General features: G+C 71.2%; 19 protein-coding genes. 14 read left to right on the forward strand and 5 right to left on the reverse strand.

Features of this window, described 5'->3' with window-relative positions:
- Window positions 1-31: 31 nt before the first annotated feature.
- The 7 genes from ASG32_RS16330 to glp all read left to right on the forward strand — a co-directional run bounded on the left by ASG32_RS16330 (window position 32) and on the right by glp (window position 7,843).
- Window positions 32-1,933, forward strand: coding sequence for a peptidylprolyl isomerase (locus tag ASG32_RS16330; protein WP_056528106.1), 1,902 nt, complete (start codon window positions 32-34; stop codon window positions 1,931-1,933).
- Between the two features lie 3 nt (window positions 1,934-1,936).
- The gene (gene trpE, locus ASG32_RS16335; RefSeq protein ID WP_056528109.1) at window positions 1,937-3,457 is read left to right on the forward strand and encodes an anthranilate synthase component I; all 1,521 of its coding nucleotides are present in this window, start codon (window positions 1,937-1,939) and stop codon (window positions 3,455-3,457) included.
- A gap of 94 nt (window positions 3,458-3,551) precedes the next feature.
- On the forward strand, window positions 3,552-4,166 hold the full coding sequence (locus ASG32_RS16340; protein WP_056528112.1) for an aminodeoxychorismate/anthranilate synthase component II: 615 nt from the start codon (window positions 3,552-3,554) through the stop codon (window positions 4,164-4,166).
- 34 nt (window positions 4,167-4,200) lie between these two features.
- The gene (gene trpD / locus ASG32_RS16345) at window positions 4,201-5,238 is read left to right on the forward strand and encodes an anthranilate phosphoribosyltransferase (RefSeq protein WP_056528114.1); all 1,038 of its coding nucleotides are present in this window, start codon (window positions 4,201-4,203) and stop codon (window positions 5,236-5,238) included.
- Window positions 5,235-6,122, forward strand: coding sequence for an indole-3-glycerol phosphate synthase TrpC (gene trpC, locus ASG32_RS16350; protein ID WP_056528117.1), 888 nt, complete (start codon window positions 5,235-5,237; stop codon window positions 6,120-6,122). The genes trpD and trpC overlap by 4 nt, the downstream gene beginning before the upstream one ends.
- A gap of 3 nt (window positions 6,123-6,125) precedes the next feature.
- Window positions 6,126-6,617, forward strand: coding sequence for a cyclic pyranopterin monophosphate synthase MoaC (gene moaC, locus ASG32_RS16355; RefSeq protein WP_056528122.1), 492 nt, complete (start codon window positions 6,126-6,128; stop codon window positions 6,615-6,617).
- Window positions 6,614-7,843 (forward strand): gephyrin-like molybdotransferase Glp, encoded by a 1,230-nt coding sequence (glp, locus tag ASG32_RS16360; RefSeq protein ID WP_056528125.1) that lies wholly within the window; start codon window positions 6,614-6,616, stop codon window positions 7,841-7,843. Before moaC ends, glp begins: the two co-directional genes overlap by 4 nt.
- Before the next feature lie 3 nt (window positions 7,844-7,846).
- Here the strand turns inward: glp and ASG32_RS16365 are convergent, their stop codons facing one another.
- Entirely contained in the window at window positions 7,847-9,631 is a 1,785-nt protein-coding gene (locus ASG32_RS16365; protein ID WP_056528128.1) for a hypothetical protein, read from the reverse strand.
- Window positions 9,632-9,839: 208 nt separating this feature from the next.
- On the opposite strand from ASG32_RS16365, the gene ASG32_RS16370 reads away from it, so the two are divergent.
- From ASG32_RS16370 to ASG32_RS16380, 3 genes are all read left to right on the forward strand, one after another.
- Window positions 9,840-11,342 (forward strand): NAD(P)/FAD-dependent oxidoreductase, encoded by a 1,503-nt coding sequence (locus ASG32_RS16370; RefSeq protein ID WP_056528131.1) that lies wholly within the window; start codon window positions 9,840-9,842, stop codon window positions 11,340-11,342.
- 268 nt (window positions 11,343-11,610) lie between these two features.
- A complete protein-coding gene (locus tag ASG32_RS16375; RefSeq protein WP_056528135.1) occupies window positions 11,611-12,894 on the forward strand; it encodes a PQQ-dependent sugar dehydrogenase in 1,284 nt (427 codons plus the stop codon).
- A gap of 150 nt (window positions 12,895-13,044) precedes the next feature.
- The gene (locus ASG32_RS16380; protein WP_056528138.1) at window positions 13,045-13,362 is read left to right on the forward strand and encodes a cytochrome c; all 318 of its coding nucleotides are present in this window, start codon (window positions 13,045-13,047) and stop codon (window positions 13,360-13,362) included.
- Window positions 13,363-13,469: 107 nt separating this feature from the next.
- On the opposite strand, the gene lepA is transcribed toward ASG32_RS16380, so the two are convergent.
- The 3 genes from lepA to ASG32_RS16395 form a co-directional block, all read right to left on the reverse strand.
- Window positions 13,470-15,272: a translation elongation factor 4 gene (gene lepA, locus ASG32_RS16385; protein WP_042669970.1), complete on the reverse strand. Its 1,803-nt coding sequence runs from the start codon at window positions 15,270-15,272 to the stop codon at window positions 13,470-13,472.
- A gap of 225 nt (window positions 15,273-15,497) precedes the next feature.
- Window positions 15,498-15,698: a hypothetical protein gene (locus tag ASG32_RS16390; protein ID WP_010682254.1), complete on the reverse strand. Its 201-nt coding sequence runs from the start codon at window positions 15,696-15,698 to the stop codon at window positions 15,498-15,500.
- Window positions 15,699-15,759: 61 nt separating this feature from the next.
- Window positions 15,760-16,545: a DUF2470 domain-containing protein gene (locus ASG32_RS16395; protein WP_056528141.1), complete on the reverse strand. Its 786-nt coding sequence runs from the start codon at window positions 16,543-16,545 to the stop codon at window positions 15,760-15,762.
- Between the two features lie 313 nt (window positions 16,546-16,858).
- Here ASG32_RS16395 and ASG32_RS16400 point away from each other — a divergent pair, with 313 nt between their 5' ends.
- From ASG32_RS16400 to ASG32_RS16415, 4 genes are all read left to right on the forward strand, one after another.
- On the forward strand, window positions 16,859-17,569 hold the full coding sequence (locus tag ASG32_RS16400) for a response regulator transcription factor (protein WP_020094607.1): 711 nt from the start codon (window positions 16,859-16,861) through the stop codon (window positions 17,567-17,569).
- 17 nt (window positions 17,570-17,586) lie between these two features.
- Entirely contained in the window at window positions 17,587-19,392 is a 1,806-nt protein-coding gene (locus ASG32_RS16405; protein ID WP_020094606.1) for a sensor histidine kinase, read from the forward strand.
- Window positions 19,392-19,832 (forward strand): aldolase, encoded by a 441-nt coding sequence (locus ASG32_RS16410; RefSeq protein WP_056528144.1) that lies wholly within the window; start codon window positions 19,392-19,394, stop codon window positions 19,830-19,832. The genes ASG32_RS16405 and ASG32_RS16410 overlap by 1 nt, the downstream gene beginning before the upstream one ends.
- A gap of 174 nt (window positions 19,833-20,006) precedes the next feature.
- Window positions 20,007-20,408 (forward strand): PTS sugar transporter subunit IIA, encoded by a 402-nt coding sequence (locus tag ASG32_RS16415; protein ID WP_010682249.1) that lies wholly within the window; start codon window positions 20,007-20,009, stop codon window positions 20,406-20,408.
- Between the two features lie 10 nt (window positions 20,409-20,418).
- On the opposite strand, the gene ASG32_RS16420 is transcribed toward ASG32_RS16415, so the two are convergent.
- Entirely contained in the window at window positions 20,419-21,306 is an 888-nt protein-coding gene (locus ASG32_RS16420) for a DMT family transporter (RefSeq protein WP_056528147.1), read from the reverse strand.
- Between the last annotated feature and the right edge of the window lie 79 nt (window positions 21,307-21,385).

Genomic DNA, 21,385 nt, shown 5'->3' on the forward strand with positions numbered 1-21,385 from the left:
GGCGGCTGCCGAAGGTACTCGATCACAGACCATGCTTCAGGGCATCCGCAACGCCAGCCAGCACTGGCTCGGCAAGATCGTCTTGACGATCATCTTCACGCTGCTGATCGCCGGTGTCGGCATCTTCGGGGTGGAGGAGTTCTTCCGCGGCGGCGCGAGCAACAAGGTGGCCACGGTCGGCAGCACGCCGATCACGGCCGAGCAGGTGCGCCAAGCCTACCAGAACCAGCTGCAGCGCTATCAGACCCAGCTGAAGCGTCCGCTGACGCCCGACCAGGCGCGGATGCTCGGCCTGGACCGGCAGGTGATGTCCCAGCTGATCACCGAGGCCGCCCTCGATCAGAAGACCCACGATCTCGGCCTCACGGTGCCGGATTCCTCGGTGATCAAGGCGATCCACGAGGAGAAGAGCTTCCAGAACCAGCAGGGTCAGTTCGAGCCGCAGCTCTTCTACCAGACCCTGCAGCGCGCCGGCCTCAACGAGGGTCTGTTCGTGCGCGAGCAGCGCTCGGTGATCGCCCGCCTCCAGCTGGCCGAGGCGGTGTCGTCGGACCTGCACGTGCCGCTCGCCATGCGGGAGGCCGTCCATCGCTACACCACCGAGCGCCGCGCGGCCGCCTACCTGATGCTGACGCCCTCGGTGGCCGGCCAGATCCCCGAGCCGACGGACGACGAGTTGAAGACCTGGTACGAGGCCAACAAGTCCGGCTTCCGGGCGCCGGAGTTCCGGGCGGCCAACCTCCTCGTGGTCGAGCCCGAAGCGATGGCGAAGCCCGACGCGATCACCGAGGCTGACGCCCGCGCCGCCTACGCGCTGAACAAGGACCGCTACGGCACGCCCGAGAAGCGCACGATCCAGCAGATCGTGTTCCCCGACGCGGCCGCCGCCGAGGCGGCCCGCAAGGCGATCACGGACGGCTCCAAGACCTTCGACGCAGTGGCGGCCGAGCGCGGCACCGACGAGAAGGACCTGACCCTCGGCACGCTGACCAAGAGCGAGCTGTTCGACAAGGCCGTCGCCGACGCCGCCTTCGCGCTGCCCGAGGGCGGCGTGAGCCAGCCGGTCCAGGGCCGGTTCGGCACCGTGCTGCTGCGCGTGACCAAGATCGAGGCCGGGACGGTGAAGCCGTTCGAGGCGGTGGACGGCGAGATCCGCAAGGCCCTCGCCCTGGCCCGCGCCCGCGACGCCATGGAGACCACCCGCGACGCGATCGAGGACCAGCGGGCCGGCGCCAAGCCGCTGGCCGACATCGCGGCCGAGCGCGGCCTCAAGGTCGTCGCCGTGAAGGCGGTGGACGTGAACGGCAAGGGACCGGACGGGCAGCGGATCACCGACATCCCGGACCCCGAGACCACCCTGCCGGCCCTGTTCCGCGCCGAGATCGGCGGCGACAACGAGCCCCTGCGGACCAAGACCGGCGGCTACGTCTGGTACGACGTCACCGGGATCGACGCCGCCCACGACAAGCCCCTCGACGAGGTCAAGGACGGCGTGAAGGCCGGCTGGAGCGCGACCGAGATCGCCAAGCGCCTCCAGGCCAAGGGCCGCGAGCTCGTCGAGAAGATCAACAAGGGCGAGACCATGGAGGCCGCCGCCCAGGAGGTCGGCGTCAACCTGCAGGAGGCGCAGGATCTCGCCCGCAACCAAGCCAAGGACATGCTCACGGCCGACGTCGTGAACCTGATCTTCGCGACCCCGGTGGGCAAGGCCGGCACGGCGGCTGCCGGCGATTCGCGGGCGGTCTTCAAGGTCACGGCGGCGACGGTGCCGGCCTTCGTGGCCGACAGCCCGAGCGACAAGCAGATCACGCAGAGCTTCCAGGCGGCGCTCGCCGACGACGTGCTGTCCGAGTACATCAGCGAGGTCCAGAAGAACGCCGGCGTGAAGGTCGATCCGGCGGCCCTGCGGCGCGCCATCGGCGGCGAGTACTGAGGCATGGCCGACGCGCCCGATTACGCGGCCTTCGCGGCGCGCTACGAGGCCGGGCAGCCGAGCCTCGTGGCGGTGAGCCTCGTCGCCGATCTCGAGACGCCGGTGGCGGCGTTCCTCAAGCTGCGCGCCGGCCATGCCGGGCCGGCCTTCCTGCTCGAATCGGTCGAGGGCGGCGCCGTCCGCGGCCGGTACTCGATGATCGGCCTCGATCCGGACCTGATCTGGCGCTGCCGGGCGGGCGCGCCCGCGATCGCGCGGGGGGCCGATCTCACGCGGTTCGAGCCGGATTCGCGGGCGCCGCTGGCGAGCCTGCGGGCCCTGATTGCCGAGAGCGCCATCGGCGAGTCGGACGGCCAGGACCTGCCGCCGATGGCCGCCGGCCTGTTCGGTTACCTCGGCTACGATATGGTCCGCGCCATGGAGCGGCTGCCGGAGCCGAACCCGGATCCGCTGGGCGTGCCGGACGCGATCCTGGTGCGCCCCCGGGTGATGGTGGTGTTCGATTCGATCCGCGACGTCATCACGGTCGTCTCGCCGATCCGGCCCGCCCCCGGCACCGCGGCCCGGGCCGCCTACGAGGACGCGCTGCAGCGCGTCGACCGGGTCGCCGCCGCCCTCGAGGGCCCGCTGCCGATCGAGGCGCGGGTGGACCTGTCGGCGGTCGCCCCGCCCGAGCCGGTCTCGAACACGCCGCCGGACGATTTCTTCGCCATGGTGGCGCGCGCCAAGGAGTACATCGTCGCGGGCGACGTCTTCCAGGTGGTGCTGTCCCAGCGGTTCTCGGCGCCGTTCACGCTGCCGGCCTTCAGCCTGTACCGCTCGCTCCGGCGGACCAACCCGGCGCCGTTCCTCTGCTACCTCGATTTCGAGGGCTTCCAGATCGTCTGCTCCTCGCCGGAGATCCTGGTGCGGGTGCGCGACGGCGTGGTCACGGTCCGCCCGATCGCGGGCACGCGCCGCCGCGGCGCGACCCCGGCCGAGGATTCTGCCCTCGCCGAGGAGCTGCTCGCCGACCCGAAGGAGCGGGCCGAGCACCTGATGCTGCTCGACCTCGGCCGCAACGACGCCGGCCGGGTCTCGCGGATCGGCAGCGTCCGCGTGACCGACTCGTTCTTCATCGAGCGCTACAGCCAGGTCATGCACATCGTGTCGAACGTCGAGGGCGACCTCGACCCGCGCCACGATCCCCTGGACGCCCTGGCGGCGGGATTCCCGGCCGGCACGGTCTCGGGCGCCCCGAAGGTGCGGGCCATGGAGATCATCGACGAGCTGGAGCGCGAGAAGCGCGGGCCGTACGCGGGCTGCATCGGCTATTTCGGCGCGCGGGGCGAGATGGACACCTGCATCGTCCTACGCACCGCGGTGGTGAAGGACGGGACCATGCACGTCCAGGCCGGGGCCGGTATCGTCTACGATTCCGATCCCGCCTCCGAGCAGCAGGAATGCGTCAACAAGGCCAAGGCGCTGTTCCGGGCCGCCGAGGAGGCGGTGCGCTTCGCCGCCCAGGCGAAGCGCGGCCAGTAGGGCAGACGCGCGGCTGCGCCGCCGTCCGACGCCGACGGTTGACCGCGCGGGTGCGAGCGGTCACATCGCCTGCATGCCCGAGCGTGCCGCCGCGATGCCCAACGTCCTCGTCATCGACAACTACGATTCCTTCACGTGGAATCTCGTGCACCTGATCGGGCCGCTCTGCGGCGCGGTCGAGGTCGCGCGCAACGACGCGCTCAAGATCGCCGACATCCGCGCCAAGGCGCCCGACGCGATCGTGCTGTCGCCGGGGCCGTGCACGCCCACGGAGGCGGGGATCTGCCTCGACGTGGTCCGCGACCTGTCCGAGGAGATCCCGATCTTCGGCGTGTGCCTCGGCCTCCAGGCGATCGGCCAGGCCTTCGGCGGCGACGTCGTGCGCGCGCCGCTACCGCTCCACGGCAAGGTTTCGACCATCCGGCACGGCGCGCGCGGCCTGTTCCGCGGCCTGAACGACAGTTTCGAGGCGACGCGCTACCACTCCCTGGTGGTCGACCGCGCGACCTGTCCGACGGCCCTGCGGGTCACCGCCGAGGCCGACGGCCTGATCATGGGCCTGGAGCACGCCGACCGGCCGCTCCACGGCGTCCAGTTCCATCCCGAGAGCATCCGGTCGCAGCACGGCACGGAGATCGTGAAGAACTTTCTCGATCTCGCCGCCGCCTGGAACACGGCGCGTGACAGGACGCGTGCCGACGTGCATTGACGCCGGGGGCCGGGGCGGCCCTCCGTAAGAACCCATGGACAGCTTCAGACCCCATCTCGCGAAGGTCGCCGGGGGCCTCGCCCTCGACCGCGCCGAGGCCCGCGCCGCCTTCGACGACCTGCTGTCGGGCGAGGTCACGCCGGTCCAGGCCGGCGCCTTCCTGACCGCCCTCAAGGTGCGCGGCGAGACCGTCGAGGAGATCGTCGGCGCGGCCGAAGCCATGCGGGCGCGCATGACCCGCGTCGCCGCGCCCGCGAACGCCGTCGACGTCGTCGGCACCGGCGGCGACCATTCCGGCAGCGTCAACGTCTCGACCCTGGCGGCGATCGTCGTGGCCGCCTGCGGCGTGCCGGTGGCCAAGCACGGGAACCGGGCGGCGACCTCGCGCTCCGGCGCCGCCGACGTGCTCGCGGCCCTGGGCGTGCGGCTCGGGCTCGACCCCGCCGCGCAGACCCGCTGCCTCGCCGAGGCCGGACTCTGCTTCCTGTTCGCGCAGGCCCACCACCCGGCCATGCGCCACGTCGCGGCGGTCCGGTCCGAACTGCCCGTGCGGACGATCTTCAACCTGCTGGGGCCGCTGAGCAACCCGGCCGGCGTCGGCTACCAGCTCTTCGGCGTCGCCCAGGAGGCGCTCGCGGAGCCGCTGACGCGGGTCCTGGCCGAGCTCGGCAGCCGCCGGGTCTGGACCGTCCACGGGTCCGACGGGCTCGACGAGATCACCGTCACCGGTCCGACGCGGGTTGTCGCCCTCGACGAGGGGCGGCTGTCCCACTTCACCATCGACCCGCGCGACTTCGGTCTGGCGCTGCGCGCGCCCGAGGAGCTGCGCGGCGGCGACCCGGCCGACAACGCGCGGTCCCTGGAGGCCGTCCTGGCGGGTGCGCGGAACGCTTACCGGGACATCGCGGTCCTCAACGCGGGGGCGGCGCTCGTGGTCGCGGGGGCCGCGCAGGCCCTGGCGGACGGCGTCGCGCAGGCGCAGGATGCCGTCGATTCCGGGGCCGCCCGGGCGACGCTCGTCCGCCTCGTCCGGGCCTCGAACGACCACTCCAACGGGCAGGAGGGCCGATGAGCTCGCTGACGCACGAGGCGACCCCGGAGACCGGCGCCGGGACGCCGACCGAGCGGCCGAACGTCCTCGCCCGCATCGAGGCCTACAAGCGCCGCGAGATCGCCGAGGCGAAGCTGCGGGTGCCGCTCGCCAAGCTGGAGCGGAAGGTCGCGCAGGCGGAGCCGGTGCGCGGCTTCGCGGCGGCGATCCGGAGCCACCTCGCCGCGGACCGCCCGGCGCTCATCGCCGAGGTGAAGAAGGCCTCGCCCTCGAAGGGCCTGATCCGCGCCGATTTCGACCCGGCAAGCCTCGCCGCCGCCTACGAGGCCGGCGGCGCCACCTGCCTGTCGGTGCTGACCGACGAGCCCTCGTTCCAGGGGCGGCCGGAGTACCTGACGGCGGCGCGCGCCGCCTGCGCGTTGCCCGTCCTGCGCAAGGATTTCCTGTTCGAGCCCTATCAGGTCTACGAGGCCCGGGCCTGGGGCGCCGACTGCATCCTGGTCATCATGGCCTGCCTCGACGACGACGAGGCCGTCGCCCTGGTCGAGACGGCACACCTCCTCGGGATGGACGTCCTGGTCGAGGTGCACGACGAGGCCGAGCTGGCGCGGGCCATCCCCCTCGGCACGGCGCTGATCGGCATCAACAACCGCAACCTCAAGACCTTCGAGGTCTCGTTCGAGACCGCGATCCGACTGGCGCCGGGGATCCCGGCGGACCGGATCGCCGTGGCCGAGAGCGGGATCGGCGACCACGCCGACGTGGTCCGGCTGCGGGACAACGGCCTCGGCGTGGTGCTGGTCGGCGAGAGCCTGATGCGGCAGCCGGACGTCGCGGAGGCGGCCCGCGCCCTGCTGTTCGGCGCCGCGGAGGCCAAGGGCGGCAAGCCGCGGAAGAAGGCGTAAGGCATGCGGCCGGGCTCGACGCTGACCCATCTCGACACCAGCGGCGCGGCCAACATGGTCGACGTCACCGACAAGCCCGCCACCGACCGGACCGCCCGGGCGGAAGGCCAGATCGTGATGAGGCCGGAGACCCTGGCCCTGATCCGCGAGGGCGACGCCAAGAAGGGCGACGTGATCGGCACGGCCCGGCTCGCCGGCATCATGGCGGCCAAGCGCACCCACGAGCTGATCCCGCTCTGCCACCCGCTGCTGCTGTCGAAGGTGCGGGTCGAGTGCGAGCCCGACGACGCGCTCCCGGGCCTGCGCATCGCCGCCGAGGTCCGGGTCCAGGGCCCGACCGGCGTCGAGATGGAGGCGCTGACCGCCGTCTCGGTGGCGTGTCTCACGGTCTACGACATGGTGAAGGCGGTCGATCGCGGCATGCGGATCGAGGGAATCCGGCTGACCGCCAAGGACGGGGGCCGCTCGGGCACTTACCGGGCCCCGGCGGAATGAGCGGCCTGATCCCGGTCGCCGAGGCGCTGGCGCGGGTGCTCGCGAGCGTCGCCGCGCCGGTCGAGCCGGAGACCGTCCCGCTGGCGCAGGCCTGCGGCCGGACGCTCGCCGCGGACGTCGTCGCCTCACGGACCCAGCCGCCGTTCCCGGCCTCCGCCATGGACGGCTACGCCGTGCGCGGCGCCGACGCCGGGGAGGTCGGGGCGATCCTGCGGCTGATCGGCGCCAGCGCGGCCGGTCACGGCTTCTCCGGCCGCATCGGCCCGGGCGAGGCGGTCCGGATCTTCACCGGGGCTCCGGTGCCGGAGGGCGCGGACGCGATCCTGATCCAGGAGAACGCCGCCGCCGAGGCGGGCGCGGTGCGCGTCCTGGAGCCCGTGGAGCCGGCGCGGTTCATCCGCCGGGCCGGCCTCGACTTTACCGCCGGCGAGACCCTGATCCCGGCCGGCATGAGCCTCGATGCGCGGCGGCTGGCGCTCGCCGCGGCGGCCGGTCATCCGCGCCTCACGGTCCGCCGCCGGCCGCGCGTCGCGATCCTCGCCACCGGTGACGAGCTGGTGGAGGCGGGCGCGACGCCCGGCTGGGACCAGATCGTCGCCTCCAACAGCCTCGCGCTCGGTGCCCTCGCCGCGGAGGCGGGCGCCGACATCGTCGATCTCGGCATCGCGGGGGACGACCACGACGCCCTGGCGGACGCGTTCCGTCGCGCCCGCGCGGCGCGGGCCGACCTGCTGATCACCCTCGGCGGCGCCTCCGTCGGCGACCACGATCTGGTTCAGGCCGCGCTCGCCAAGGAGGGGTTGGAGCTCGGCTTCTGGCGGGTCGCCCTCCGGCCGGGCAAGCCGCTGATGCACGGCCGCCTCGGCGACATGCTGGTCATCGGGCTGCCGGGCAACCCGGTCTCGTCCATCGTGTGCGGGCTCCTGTTCGTGGTGCCCGCCATCCGCGCGCTCCAGGGTGATCCGCGGGCCGGTGCCGACCGGAGCGAGCCGGCGACGCTCGGCCGCGACATGCCGGAGAATGACGGCCGGGCCGACTACATGCGGGCGAGCCTCGCCCTCGAGCCCGACCGTCTACCGGTCGCGACCGCCGAGCGGCGTCAGGACTCGTCGATGCTCGCCGTCCTCGGACGGTCCGAAGCCCTGCTGATCCGCGCCCCGCACGCGCCGGCCGCGCGCGCCGGCGATCCCTGCCGGATCATCCGCCTCGATCGGCGCCTGCTCTGATCGTCAGGGCGCGACGCGCCAGACCTTGAGGGGACCGGGCACGTCCAGCGGCACGAGGCGCGCGCTCCCGGCCGCGCCCGCGGCGAGCCGCGTGGCGAACGCCGTCTCCGCCTGAAGGTTCTCGGCCGGCCGGGCAGGGCAGGCGACGAGGTAGCGGACGTCGAACGCCGTCAGCACCCGGTCGAGGTCGGCCTCGGTGCCGCCCAGCCCCTCGATCGCCGCCGTGAGGCCGGGAATGGCCCGGTGATAGGGCGCGGCGACGATCCGGTGCGGGGTACGGAGGAGGATCGACGGCCCCATGAAGATCGGGGCGAGCACCGTGCCTTCCGGCAGGTGCGCCAGGGGGCGGACCGCGGCATCGCCGAGGCAGGCAGTGGTCTCGGCCGCGTCGGGCGCGGTGCGCAGGCCGGGCGCCAGGGTCTCCGCCAGGAGCGACGGGATCATCCAGAGGCTGCTGACCATCGCGGCGCCGAGGAGCGCGACGGGCCAGCGCCGCGCCCCGGCCGGCAGGGCTGCCCGCGCCAGCGCGCGGTCGAGGACCACACCCGCCACCAGCGGCACGAAGCCGGAGACGATGTAGAGTCCGCGGAACTGCGCGACGCCGAGGATCAGCCCCGGCCACAGGAACAGCGCGACCACCGACCAGGCCCGGCGTTCGGGGCCGCGCCACGCCATCCCGGCGGCCGTGAGGCTCGCGAGGATCACGACCGGGTAGAAGACCAGCGCCTCCCACCGGCCGAGGGCCACGAACTTCGCCAGCGGCGCCATCTCGTTGACCGTGAGCAGCCAGTGGATCCGCACCTGCGGCGGCATGTCGGGGAACGGGCCGCCGAGGCAGGACGGGAAGGCGGCGGCGAACCCGGCCAGCAGGACGCTGCCCGCGAGGCCCGCCAGGGCGAGGCGCGCCGGGACCGTCGCGAGGCGCTCGCCCGCGGCGGCGGCGATCGCGGCGAGGGCGAGGCCGCCCAGGGTGAGCCAGAGCCAGGGTGGCGAGAGCGCGTCGCAGTGGGAGACACCCCAGAGCGAGGGGGCCGTCTGGACGGCGAACAGCGCGGGGGCGGCGAGGCCGAGACCCAGGCCGAAGCCCGCGAGCGACGCCAGCGCGGGCCGTCCGCGCAGGCACCAGTCGCCCGTGAGAAAGAGTGCCGCCAGCGCGACGAAGGGCAGGCCCTCGAGCCCGATCGCCAGCGACACGGCTGCCAGGATCCCGCCGATCAGGCCGGATCGCAGGCCGCCGCGGATCATGCAGAAAGCGAGACCGAGGATCGAGAGAATCTGCAGATTGTGGTGGTCCACCCGCCCGGCCTGAAACTGGATCGTCACACCGAATGTCTGCGTGGCCGCGATCACGGCCAGGAGCGCGGCGCGGCTGCCGAAGCTGTGCCGGACCCCGCGATACAGGAGCCAGCCGTAGACCCCGAAGAGCAGCACGGGCCAGAGTGCCGCCGTCAGGCCCTCTGCGAGCGCGGGGCCCGTCAGGGGCGTGAGCGCCAGGATCAGGCCGGCGATGGGCGCGTCGACGAGGCGCGACCAGTGGCTCGGCACGCCGCCCGGGGGCAGGAATCGGTACTGGACGTTGTCGTACCAGCCCTGGCCGGCCAGCAGGTCGCGCACTTCCACGAGGCGCATCGCGTCGTCGGTATCCGGGACGCGCAGGTGCTGGATGGTTTCCCAAACCGCGTGGGGCGCGTTCATCGTCGCGATGCAGAGGGCGGCGAGGATCCACAGCAGCGTGCGGGCCTCGATCCGCCCGCGCGGTCGGGAGAGGGGTAGCGCCGGAGCCGGCATGGTTGGTGGATCACCCGGGCGGGCGGTCGATGCCCTCGCCGGCATGCTCGCGCGGTTCCGCTTAACGCGCGGTCAAAGGGCACCGGATGCGCGGCCCGGCCGTCGATCCGGCCCCGCGGCGCCAGCGATTCCTTAACCACGACCGGGCATCCTGGCGACCGGTCGGCGTCCTGCGCGTCGCGCGCCGCACCAATCGCCGGAGCATGGGATGAGCCACCACACCGAGACGCTGGTGATCGGCGCCGGGCCTGCGGGTCTGACTGCCGCCTACCTGCTGTCGAAGAAGGGCCGCTCCGTCACCGTCCTGGAGCGGGATCCGGCGCAGGTCGGCGGGATCTCGCGCACCGTCTCGCACAACGGCTACCTGTTCGACATCGGCGGCCACCGGTTCTTCTCGAAGTCCGAGGCCGTGGTCGATCTCTGGGACGAGATCCTCCCCGACGACTTCATCGAGCGCCCGCGCCTGTCGCGGATCTACTATCGCGGGCGCTACTACGCCTACCCGCTGAAGGCCTTCGAGGCTCTGCGCAACCTCGGGATCCTCACCAGCGCGGCCTGCGTCGCCTCCTACCTCTACGCCCGCCTGCGGCCGGTGGCGGAGCCCAAGACCTTCCATGCCTGGGTCCGCAACCAGTTCGGCGAGCGCCTGTTCTCGATCTTCTTCAAGACCTACACCGAGAAGGTGTGGGGCATGTCGTGCGACGCGATCTCGGCCGACTGGGCGGCGCAGCGCATCAAGGGGCTCGACCTCAGCGCGGCGATCCGCGACGGCATCAAGCGGTCGCTGGGCCTGCGCAAGGCGCCGAAGGCCGGCGGCCCCGTCATCAAGACTCTGATCGAGTCGTTCCGCTATCCCCGCCGCGGCCCCGGCATGATGTGGGAGGCGGCAGCCGCCAAGATCCGCGCCCAGGGCGGGCAGCTGAAGCTCGACCGCGGCGTCGACTCCCTCAGCTACGATGCCGGCACCGGCATCTGGACGGTGGCGGCCCGCCGCTCGGACGGCAGCCGCGAGACCTTCACGGCCCGCAACGTCGTCTCGTCCGCGCCGGTCCGCGAGCTCGTCGACGCCATCCGCCCGCGGCCGCTCAGCACCTTCAACGCCCGGGCGCTGAAGTACCGCGACTTCCTGACGGTGGCGCTCATCGCGAAGTCGGACAAGAACTTCCCGGACAACTGGATCTACATCCACGACCCGTCGGTGAAGGTCGGCCGCGTGCAGAACTTCCGGTCGTGGTCGCCCGAGATGGTGCCGGACGCGGACCACACCTGCCTGGGCCTGGAGTATTTCTGCTTCGAGGGTGACGGACTCTGGAACGCCGACGATTCCGAGCTGGTGGAGCTCGCCAAGCGCGAGATCGGGCAGATCGGCCTGATCGACCCGGCCGACGTGGTCGATGCCTGCGTGGTCCGCCAGCCGAAGGCCTACCCGGTCTACGACGAGGAGTATGCCGGCCACGTCGTCACCGTGCGGCGGGAGCTGGAGCGGGATTTTCCGAGCCTGCACCTCGTGGGCCGCAACGGCATGCACAAGTACAACAACCAGGACCACGCGATGATGACCGCGATGCTGACCGTGGAGAACATCCTCTGCGGCCGGCGCCGGCACGACGTCTGGCGGGTGAACGAGGACGCCGAGTACACCGAATCCGGCGTGTCCGGGGCCGACGTCGCCCTGGGCAGCGAGCGCCTCGTGCCACGCAAGGTCGCCTGAGGCCAGTTCCGGTCGTCCTCCCGTCTTTGCGAGCGAAGCGAAGCAATCCAGGGCGGCGCTGAGCGCCTCGAAGTCGCGCTGCCCTGGGTCGCTTCGCTTCGCTCGCGATGACGGAGGGTGCGACCCCACTGAGGTGACGATCGGAAACCCCGCGGACAGCGACAGGGCTCCTGCCGCGTCACCGGCGCGGCTTGCCGGTCTCTGCGGCGCCCCTATCGTTCCTTCCCGGTAATGCCCTGGTCCAAGGGCCGCCGGGAGGATTCTATCGATGCGATCTCTGCTTCTCGCCGCGCTCTTCGCGGGCGTGGCCATGCCGGCGGCGGTGCTCCCCGCCCTGGCGCAGGGTGCGGCCCCTGCCGAGACCAAGGCCAAGACCGACGATCTCGAGAAGCTCCAGGGCTTCCACAGCACCGACACCCAGGCCGCCGCGGAGATCCCGCAGACCGGCCGCCGCCCCGACGCGATCCGCAAGAACCTGTCGAAGATCAAGCTGCCGGACGGCTTCAAGATCGACCTGTACGCGGTGGTGCCGGATGCCCGCGCCATCGCGGTCGGTCCCAATGCCGGGGTACTGTTTGTCGGCACGCGCAAGAGCAAGATCTACACGGTCACCGACCGCGACAAGGACCGGGTCGCCGACGAGGTCCGCCCCTTCGCGCCGGGCATCACGTTCAAGATCCCGAACGGCGTCTGCTTCTCGAAGGACGGCGTGCTCACCGTGGTCGAGCAGAACCGCGTCCTGGCCTTCCCGGCCGCCGAGTTCTTCTACGAGAACCCGGACGTCGCAGCCGGCGTGCTGGTCAAGCAGGGACAGCTGATCCCGGCCTCCGAGGAGAGCTTCAACCACACCGCCCGGGTCTGCCGGGTCGGGCCGGACGGCAAGACCTACATCGCACTCGGCCAGCCCTACAACGTGCCGCCCGCCGAGAAGGCGGACCTCTACAAGAAGACCGGCATCGGCGGCATCATCCGCATCGACGCCGACGGCAAGAACCGCGAGGTCTACGCGACCGGCATCCGCAACTCGGTCGGGATGGATTTCAATACCGACAAGTCGCTGTGGTTCACCGACAACCAGGTCGACGGCATGGGCGACGACAAGCCGCCGGGCGAGCTGAACCGGGCCACCAAGGCGGGCGAGAATTTCGGCTTCCCGTGGTTCGGCGGCGGCTCGGTCCGCACAGTCGAGTACAAGGACCAGACCCCGCCGGCCGACGCCGTCGCCCCGCAGGCCGAGTTGCCGCCGCACGCGGCCGATCTCGGCATGACCTTCTACAACGGCAAGCAGTTCCCGGCCGCCTACAAGGGCGGGATCTTCATCGCCGAGCACGGCTCGTGGAACCGCACCGAGCCGGTGGGCGCCCGGGTGATGTTCGCCAAGCTCGGCGCCGACGGGAAGGTCGAATCGGTCAAGCCGTTCGCGGAAGGGTGGCTCACCGGCGACGGCGAGTATCTCGGCCGCCCGGTGGACGTCGCGGTGATGCTCGACGGCTCGCTGCTGGTCTCGGACGATTCCGCCGGGGCGATCTACCGGATCTCCTACGAGAAGTAGTCTCTTGTGACCTGGCGCCTCTCCGCTCGTGAGGTGCCAGGTCGCGGAGAGCCGCAACGCGCCCTCTCTCACCCGCGGGAGAGGGCGCGCGCGTCCCGTTCCGACGCGAGCGGACGAGTCTTCACTGATCTCAGAGCTCGAGCCCGCCCGATGATCCGCCCGCTTCTCGTCCTCGCCGCCATCCTCGTCCCGCTCTCGGCGCAGGCCGGCGACGCGGCCGCGGGCAAGAAGCGCGCGACCGCTTGCCAGACCTGCCACGGCATGGACGGGCTCTCGAAGCTGCCGGAGGCGCCGAACCTCGCCGGGCAGGTTGAGCCCTACCTCGTGAAGTCGCTCACCGAGTACCGCGACGGCAAGCGGCAGAACGAGATCATGAACGTCGTGGCGAAGGAACTGTCGGACGCCGACATCGCCAATCTCGCGGCGTACTACGCGGGCATCCAGATCGACGTGCTGCCGCCGGGGTAAGCGGCACCACCGTCATTGCGAGCGCAGCGAAGCAACCCAGTCGCGCCACGCATACCGATGTCGCGCGACGCTGGTTTGCTTCGCTCCGCTCGCAATGACGAGCTGGATCAATCGTCCATCTTCAGGGCGGCGATGAACGCCTCCTGGGGGATCTCGACGCGCCCGAACTGGCGCATCTTCTTCTTGCCTTCCTTCTGCTTGTCGAGAAGCTTGCGCTTGCGCGAGATGTCGCCGCCGTAGCACTTGGCGGTGACGTCCTTCGACAGCGCCCGGATGGTCTCGCGGGCGATGATCTTGCCGCCGATCGCCGCCTGGACGGGGATCTGGAACAGGTGGCGGGGGATCAGGTCCTTCAGCTTCTCGCACATGGCCCGGCCGCGCGACTCGGCGCGGGTGCGGTGGACCAGCATCGAGAGGGCGTCCACCGGCTCGGCATTCACCAGGATCGACATCTTCACGAGGTCGCCCTCGCGGTAATCCGACACGTGGTAGTCGAACGAGGCGTAACCCTTCGAGATCGACTTCAGCCGGTCGTAGAAGTCGAACACGACCTCGTTCAGCGGCAGGTCGTAGACCACCATGGCGCGCTTGCCGACGTAGTTGAGGTCGATCTGCACGCCGCGGCGGTCCTGGCAGAGCTTCAGCACGCCGCCGAGATACTCGTCGGGCGTCAGGATCGTGGCGCGGATCCACGGCTCCTCGATCGTCTCGATCTTCATGATGTCCGGCATGTCGGCCGGGTTGTGCAGCTCCTTGGTCTCGCCGTCGCGCATCTTGAGGTGATAGACCACCGAGGGCGCCGTGGAGATCAGGTCGAGGTTGAACTCGCGCTCCAGCCGCTCCTGGATGATCTCCAGGTGCAGGAGCCCGAGGAAGCCGCAGCGGAACCCGAAGCCCAACGCCGCCGACGTCTCCATCTCGTAGGAGAACGAGGCGTCGTTGAGCCGGAGCTTGCCCATGGCGGAGCGCAGGTTCTCGAACTCGGCCGCGTCCACCGGGAACAGGCCGCAGAACACCACCGCCTGGACCTCCTTGAAGCCCGGCAGCATCTCGGTGGTCTGGCGCTTGTCCTCGGTGATCGTGTCGCCGACGCGGGTGTCGGCCACCTCCTTGATCGAGCCGGTGAAGAAGCCGACCTCGCCCGGTCCCAGCGCGTCGATGTCGGCCATCTTCGGCCGGAACACGCCGATCCGGTCGACGCCGTAAACGGCGTCGGCACCCATCATGCGGATGGTCATCCCCTTCTTGAGGGTGCCGTCGATGATCCGCACCAGCACCACGACGCCGAGATAGGCGTCGTACCAGCTGTCCACGAGGAGCGCCTTCAGGGGCGCGTCGCTCCTGCCCTTCGGCGGCGGCAGGCGGGTGACGATCGCCTCCAGCACCGCCTCGATGTTGAGGCCGGTCTTGGCCGAGATCGGCACGGCATCGGAGGCGTCGAGGCCGATCACCTCCTCGATCTGCTCCTTGACCCGGTCCGGCTCGGCGGCGGGCAGGTCGACCTTGTTGAGGACCGGGACGATCTCGTGGTTGGCGTCGAGCGCCTGGTAGACGTTGGCGAGCGTCTGCGCCTCGACGCCCTGCGAGGCGTCGACCACCAGGAGCGAGCCCTCGCAGGCGGCGAGCGAGCGCGAGACCTCGTAGGCGAAGTCCACGTGGCCGGGCGTGTCCATCAGGTTCAGGACGTAGTCCTTGCCGTCCTGGGCCTTGTACTCCAGGCGCACGGTCTGCGCCTTGATGGTGATGCCGCGCTCCTTCTCGATGTCCATCGAGTCGAGCATCTGCTCGCTCATGTCGCGGAGCGCGACCGTGCCGGTGGCCTGGATCAGCCGGTCGGCCAAGGTCGATTTGCCGTGGTCGATATGCGCGACGATCGAGAAGTTGCGGATGGTGTCGATCGGGGCTGTCATCGGCATTCCGTTCGGGCGCGCGCCGGCGCGCACCGTCTGACGTCGGGACGTGTTCGGATGGAGCGGCTCCCGCGCGAGATAGCAGCGCGGCGGGAAGGCGCCAAGCGCGGCCTGAGCGCCCCGGGGGAGAGCGGGCCCGGTCGGTGATCGCACGCAAGCGAACGGGGGCCGGAACGAGCCGGCCCCCGGGTCACGATCGTGTCTGGCGCCGAGGAGCGATCCGGCTCAGCGACCGCGGTCGCGGATCAGTCGCTCGATCTCGGCCTCGCCGTGGGAGCGCGCCTTGGCCTCGGTCGGATGCTTCCGGTCCGAGCGCTGGTGCAGCTTGCCGTGCTTGCGGATGCTCCACTGGAACAGGGAGCCGCTCTCGCCGACCGGCTCCACGTCGAGGCTGAAGGGGTAGGTATCTGTCTGGGTATCGCTCATGGGGCCGATATGGGGCGGTCAGCGACCTTTCGCCATGCCTGATCGCCAAGTCCTTGCGCGTTTACGCGTCCGCACCGGTCGCGCGCGCCCGCGCGGCCATGGCAACGAGGCTTTTGCGCAGCGCACCCATGTCGGTGACGCGCTCCGGGTAGGGGACGCGCACCGTGCGGTCGGCCGCCATCAGGTCCATGCCCTCGGGGTCGAGGCCGGTGAGTCGCCAGGGCAGGTCGGCCGCGCCGCCGGCGCCGGCGGCGTAGAGCGCCAGGGCGTCGGCGTGGTCGGCGTTCATGTGCTCGACGGCGCCGCGCTCGCCCGCCACGATCGCCTGCGCGTCCGAGAGGTCGAGGAGGAGCTGGTCGCGGGTCAGGGTCGCGGCCTTGGCGAAGCCGCCATTGAGGTGGCCGGCCTCCGGCGCCAGGGCGAAGAATCCGAAATCCGGGAAATCGGCGTAGAGCTTGGCCTTCGGGTGCCGGGCCAGGAATCGCTCCCGGGCCCGCGCCTCGGCGGTCTGCAGAGCGCGTCCGACCACGGTCAGGCGGGGATGGGCGAGCGGGTCGCCCTTGCCACCCTGCGAGAACAGCAGCGAGCAGCGCGGGTGGGCCAGCAGGTTGCGGGTGTGGGCCGACAGCCGCGACAGCAGCATCAGCGGCGTGCCGTCCGCGTCGGTGGCGATGGTGACGAGGGAGGCGAAGGGCGTGCCGTCCGGCTCCAGGCTCGCGAGCGCCCCGGACCGGACGCTGCGCAGGAGCGTGCGCGCCAGGCCGATCGCGTCGAACGGCGCCGCCTCGGCCGGCAGCGGACGGGCCGGTCCGCCCGCGCCGGGACCCGTGTCGATCGTCTCGCCCATGCGCGATTCCTCCCCTCCGGACAGCCGCCCGGTTTCTCCGCCACGTTAGCGGCGCAGCGTCGGCGGCGCGAGGCACCGCGACCGCGTCAGATGGGCCGCGGAAGGACCGGTGCGCTCCCGTGTTACGGCCAAGCTATGACCGCCGCTCGCTTTTTCCGATCGGCCGTACTAAAGCACCTGTCCCTTTGCGTGTGCCGGGCTGCGCCCAAACTGCCCGGTTCGCGTTTTTGTCTGCCCCCTCGGGGCCGGGACGTGGCGCGGCCTGTGCGAAGAGCCGGGACCGCGCCTGAGCCCGTTCAGTCAGGGACCGCGCATGCCGACCATCGCCCTCGTCGACGACGACCGGAACATCCTCACCTCTGTGTCGATCGCGCTGGAGACCGAAGGCTACCGCATCCAGACCTACACGGACGGGGCCTCCGCGCTGGACGGTCTGCGCCACTCCCCGCCCGATCTCGCGATCTTCGACATCAAGATGCCGCGCATGGACGGGATGGAGCTTCTCCGACGCCTGCGGCAGAAATCTGACCTTCCCGTGATCTTTCTGACGTCGAAGGACGAGGAGATCGACGAGCTGTTCGGCCTCAAGATGGGCGCGGATGACTTCATCCATAAGCCGTTCTCGCAGCGCCTGCTGGTGGAGCGGGTGAAGGCGGTGCTCCGGCGCTTCGCCAAGGAGGCCCCCGGCAGCACGCCCCGCGGCGAGGCCGAGGTCGCGGCCCGGTCGCTCGAGCGCGGCGCGTTGATGATGGATCCCGAGCGGCACACCTGCACGTGGAAGGGCGAGCCGGTGACGCTGACGGTCACGGAGTTCCTGATCCTCCAGGCGCTCGCCCAGCGCCCCGGCGTCGTGAAGAGCCGCAACGCGCTCATGGACGCGGCCTACGACGACCAAGTCTACGTCGATGACCGGACCATCGACAGCCACATCAAGCGGTTGCGGAAGAAGTTCAAGGTCACCGACCAGAGCTTCGACATGATCGAGACGCTCTACGGCGTCGGCTACCGCTTCAAGGAGGCGTGATCTCCAGGATCAGCCCCGTGGCCGCACGTACCCAGACCCAGACCGAGGATGCCCCGCCCCGCGCCTCCCTGGCCCAGACCCTGTCCCGACCGCTCGGCTGGCCCCGCGCCGTGTGGGAGGCGGTCGGCCAGCGCGCCTCGTCGAGCTTGACGCGCCGCATCGTCGTCCTCAACCTCGTCGGGCTGATCGCGCTCCTCGTCGGGTTCCTCTACCTCAACCAGTTCCGCCAGGGCCTGATCCAGGCCCGGATCCAGAGCCTCGCCATCCAGGGCGAGATCATCGCGGGGGCGATCGCCGCCTCGGCCTCGGTGGACACCGACACGATCCGCATCGATCCCGACAAGCTGCTCCAGCAGCAGGCCGGCGAGGCGGCGGAGGAGGAATCGCAGCCGCTCGCCTTCTCGCTGAACCCCGAGAAGGTGGCGCCGCTGCTGTCGCGCCTCGTGACGCCGACGGGCAACCGCGCCCGGGTCTACGACCAGGAGGGCGGCCTCCTGTTCGACACCCGCACCCTGTTCAAGCGCGGCGATGCCAGCCGGCCCGACCCGCTCGAGCCGAAGCCCCACAAGCCCGGCATCCTCGAATCCGCCTTCGAGGCGGTCCAGTCCAAGCTCGGCGGCCTGTTCCGCAGCCGGTCCGAGACCACCGAGGAGACGGGGCCGGTGAACGGGCACTCGCTCCGGGAGGTCCAGGCGGCGCTCGGCGGCAATCGCGGCAGCCTCGTGCGCCGGAACAAGCTCGGTGAGACCACGGTCTCGGTGGCGGTGCCGATCCACCGGGCGGGCTCGGTCCGCGGCGCCCTCCTGATCTCGACTCAGGGCGACGCCATCGACCGGGTCATCGCTTCGGAGCGGTTCGGTCTGCTGCAGGTCTTCCTCGTCGCCTCGGCGGTGATGGTGGTGCTCTCGTTCCTGCTGGCGGGGGCGATCGCGGGACCGGTCCGCCGCCTCGCGGAGGCCGCCGAGAAGGTCCGCATGGGTATCAAGACCCGCGAGGAGATCCCGGACTTCACCGAACGCACGGACGAGATCGGCCACCTGTCGGGCGCCCTGCGCGACATGACTCAGGCCCTCTACCGGCGGATCGACGCGATCGAGAGTTTTGCGGCGGATGTCAGCCACGAGTTGAAGAACCCGCTGACCTCGCTCCGCAGCGCGGTCGAGACACTGCCGCTCGCCAAGACCGACGAGTCCCGTGGCCGGCTGATGGCGATCATCCAGCACGACGTGAAGCGCCTCGACCGTCTGATCAGCGACATCGCCGACGCCTCGCGCCTCGACGCGGAGCTCGCCCGCGCCGAGGCCCGGCGCGTCGATCTCCGGCGGCTGCTCACCACCGTCGTGTCGGTCGCCAACGAGCGCCGGCGCCCGAAGGATTGCCTGATCCAGCTCGACGTCGAGGCGACGGGCTCGGAGCAGGACGCGCCGTTCACGATCATCGGCCACGACAGCCGGCTCGGGCAGGTGGTCAACAACCTCCTCGACAACGCCCGCTCGTTCTCGCCGACCGACGCGAAGGTCCGGGTCGTGCTGCGCCGCGTGCGCGGCGAGGTCGAGATGATCTGCGAGGACGAGGGACCTGGCATCCCGGAGCACGCCCTGGAGCGGATCTTCGAGCGCTTCTACACCGACCGGCCGGAGCAGGGTTTCGGCCAAAACTCCGGCCTCGGCCTGTCGATCTCCCGCCAGATCGTCCAGGCCCATCGCGGCACGATCCGCGCCGAGAACCGGCCCGGCGCCCCCGACGAGGACGGCGAGCCGACGGTGCGCGGCGCCCGCTTCATCGTGCGCCTGCCGGCGGCGCCGCGGCAGCTCCACGCCTGATGGTCACCCTGCACGGCGCCTGCGTCGCGCTGTGCGGGGTCGGGATCCTGATTCGCGGTCCCTCGGGTGCGGGCAAGTCCAGCCTCGCGCTCCTGCTCGCCGCCGCGCCGGACGGCGCCTTCGTGGCGGACGACCGGGTCGTCTGCGCGATTCGCGACGGGCGAATCACGGCCAGTCCCCATCCCGCGCTCGCCGGACGTGTCGAGGTCCGCGGCCAGGGGATCCTGTCGGCGGCCGATCTCGGCCTGGCGGTGCGGCCGGAGGCGGTGCTGCATCTCGCCGTCGACCTGGTGGAGACGGCACCGCGCCTGCCCGAGCCGCCGGAACCCGCCGACATCCTCGGCCTCGCTGTTCCGCGCCTCGTCCTCGATCGGGGTGCGCGGGCGGCCGGCATCGCACCGCTCCTAGTTCGTGCGGCGCTGCGAAAGCCGCGGCCGTGACTTCGCAGCCGCACAGGCGCCTCGATTCGCCCAAGACTGGTATCCCCCATGGCGCACACGCGGCGGCCGTGGCATGATCGCACCAATGTCCGGGCAAAAAAGTCGCGATCGCCTTGTGGGGGGCTGTGCGATGCACAACATGGCGGCACACACAGGACGTTGGAACACGTGTCGATGATTGGCATGGTGCTCGTCACCCACGGACTCCTGGCGACCGAGTTCAAGGCCGCGCTGGAGCACGTGGTCGGTCCACAGGATCAGATCGAAACGATCACGATCGGGCCGGAGGACGATATGGAGTTGCGACGCCGGGACATCATGTCCGCGGTCTGTCGCGTGAATACCGGGGACGGTGTGGTGGTGCTGACCGACATGTTCGGGGGCACGCCGTCGAACCTCGCGCTGTCCTGCATGAACGGCGGATCGGTGGAGGTCGTGGCGGGGATCAACCTGCCGATGCTGATCAAGCTGGCCAGCGTCCGCGACGAGGAGAAGCTCGGCGACGCCGTGCTGCACGCGCAGGAAGCCGGCCGCAAATACATCAACGTCGCCTCGCGCGTCCTGGCGGGCAAGTAGTTCTCCGGGATCAAGCTTCCAGGACGGCCGCCGGCGGAGCCGCGCGCCGCGCGCTCACGGTGATTCCCACCGATGCCGCGATCACCAGCGCGATCGCCAGCCACTGGACGGCGCTGATTCGCTCTCCCAGCAGGACCAGACCCGCGCAGGCCGCCACGGCGGGCTCCAGGCTCATCAGCACGCCGAAGCTCTTCCGGTCCAGGCGGCGCAGGGCGACCATCTCCAGCGAGTAGGGCAGGGCGCTCGACAGCAGCGCCACCGCGAAGCCGGCTATGAGGAGTCCGGGCGCGAGCAGGGCCGGTCCGGCCTCCGCCACGCCGAACGGCGCCACGACGAGGGCCGCCGTCAGCATGCCCAGGGACACGGCCTGGCCGCCGTCGATCCGCCCCGCGCGCTGCCCGAACAGGATGTAGAGCGCCCAGCACAGGGCCGCGCCGAGATCGAGGACGACGCCGACCGGGTCGAGGCCGTCCGCGCCGGCGATCGGCAGCAGCAGCGCGAGCCCCGCCACCGCCACGCCGATCCACAGGAAATCCGAGCGGCGGCGCGATGCGATCAGCGCGACCGCCAGCGGCCCGACGAACTCGATGGCCACGGCCGGTCCGAGCGGCAGCCGTGCCAGCGCGAGGTAGAACAGGAGGTTCATCAGCCCGAGGGCCGTCCCGTAGAGGGCGATCCAGCCGGCCTCGCGCGCCGGGAGGCTGCGCCGCCAGGGCCGCCAGACGGCGATCAGGATCAGCGCCGAGAAGCCGACCCGGAGGGCCGAGGTCCCCGCCGCGCCGAGCGCCGGGAACAGGCTCTTGGCGAAGGTCGCGCCGCACTGGAGCGACACCATGCCGGTGACCAGCGCCGCCACGGACAGCACCGTATCGCCGAGGCCGAACCTGTTGCGTGACACGGGGGCGACATTCCTGAGGACCGGGACCTGGCGCGGGCATAGCAGATGCCGGGGCCGCCGCGGCCCACGCTCGGCCTCA

Source organism: Methylobacterium sp. Leaf361 (genome assembly GCF_001424445.1).
Classification (GTDB): Bacteria; Pseudomonadota; Alphaproteobacteria; order Rhizobiales; family Beijerinckiaceae; genus Methylobacterium.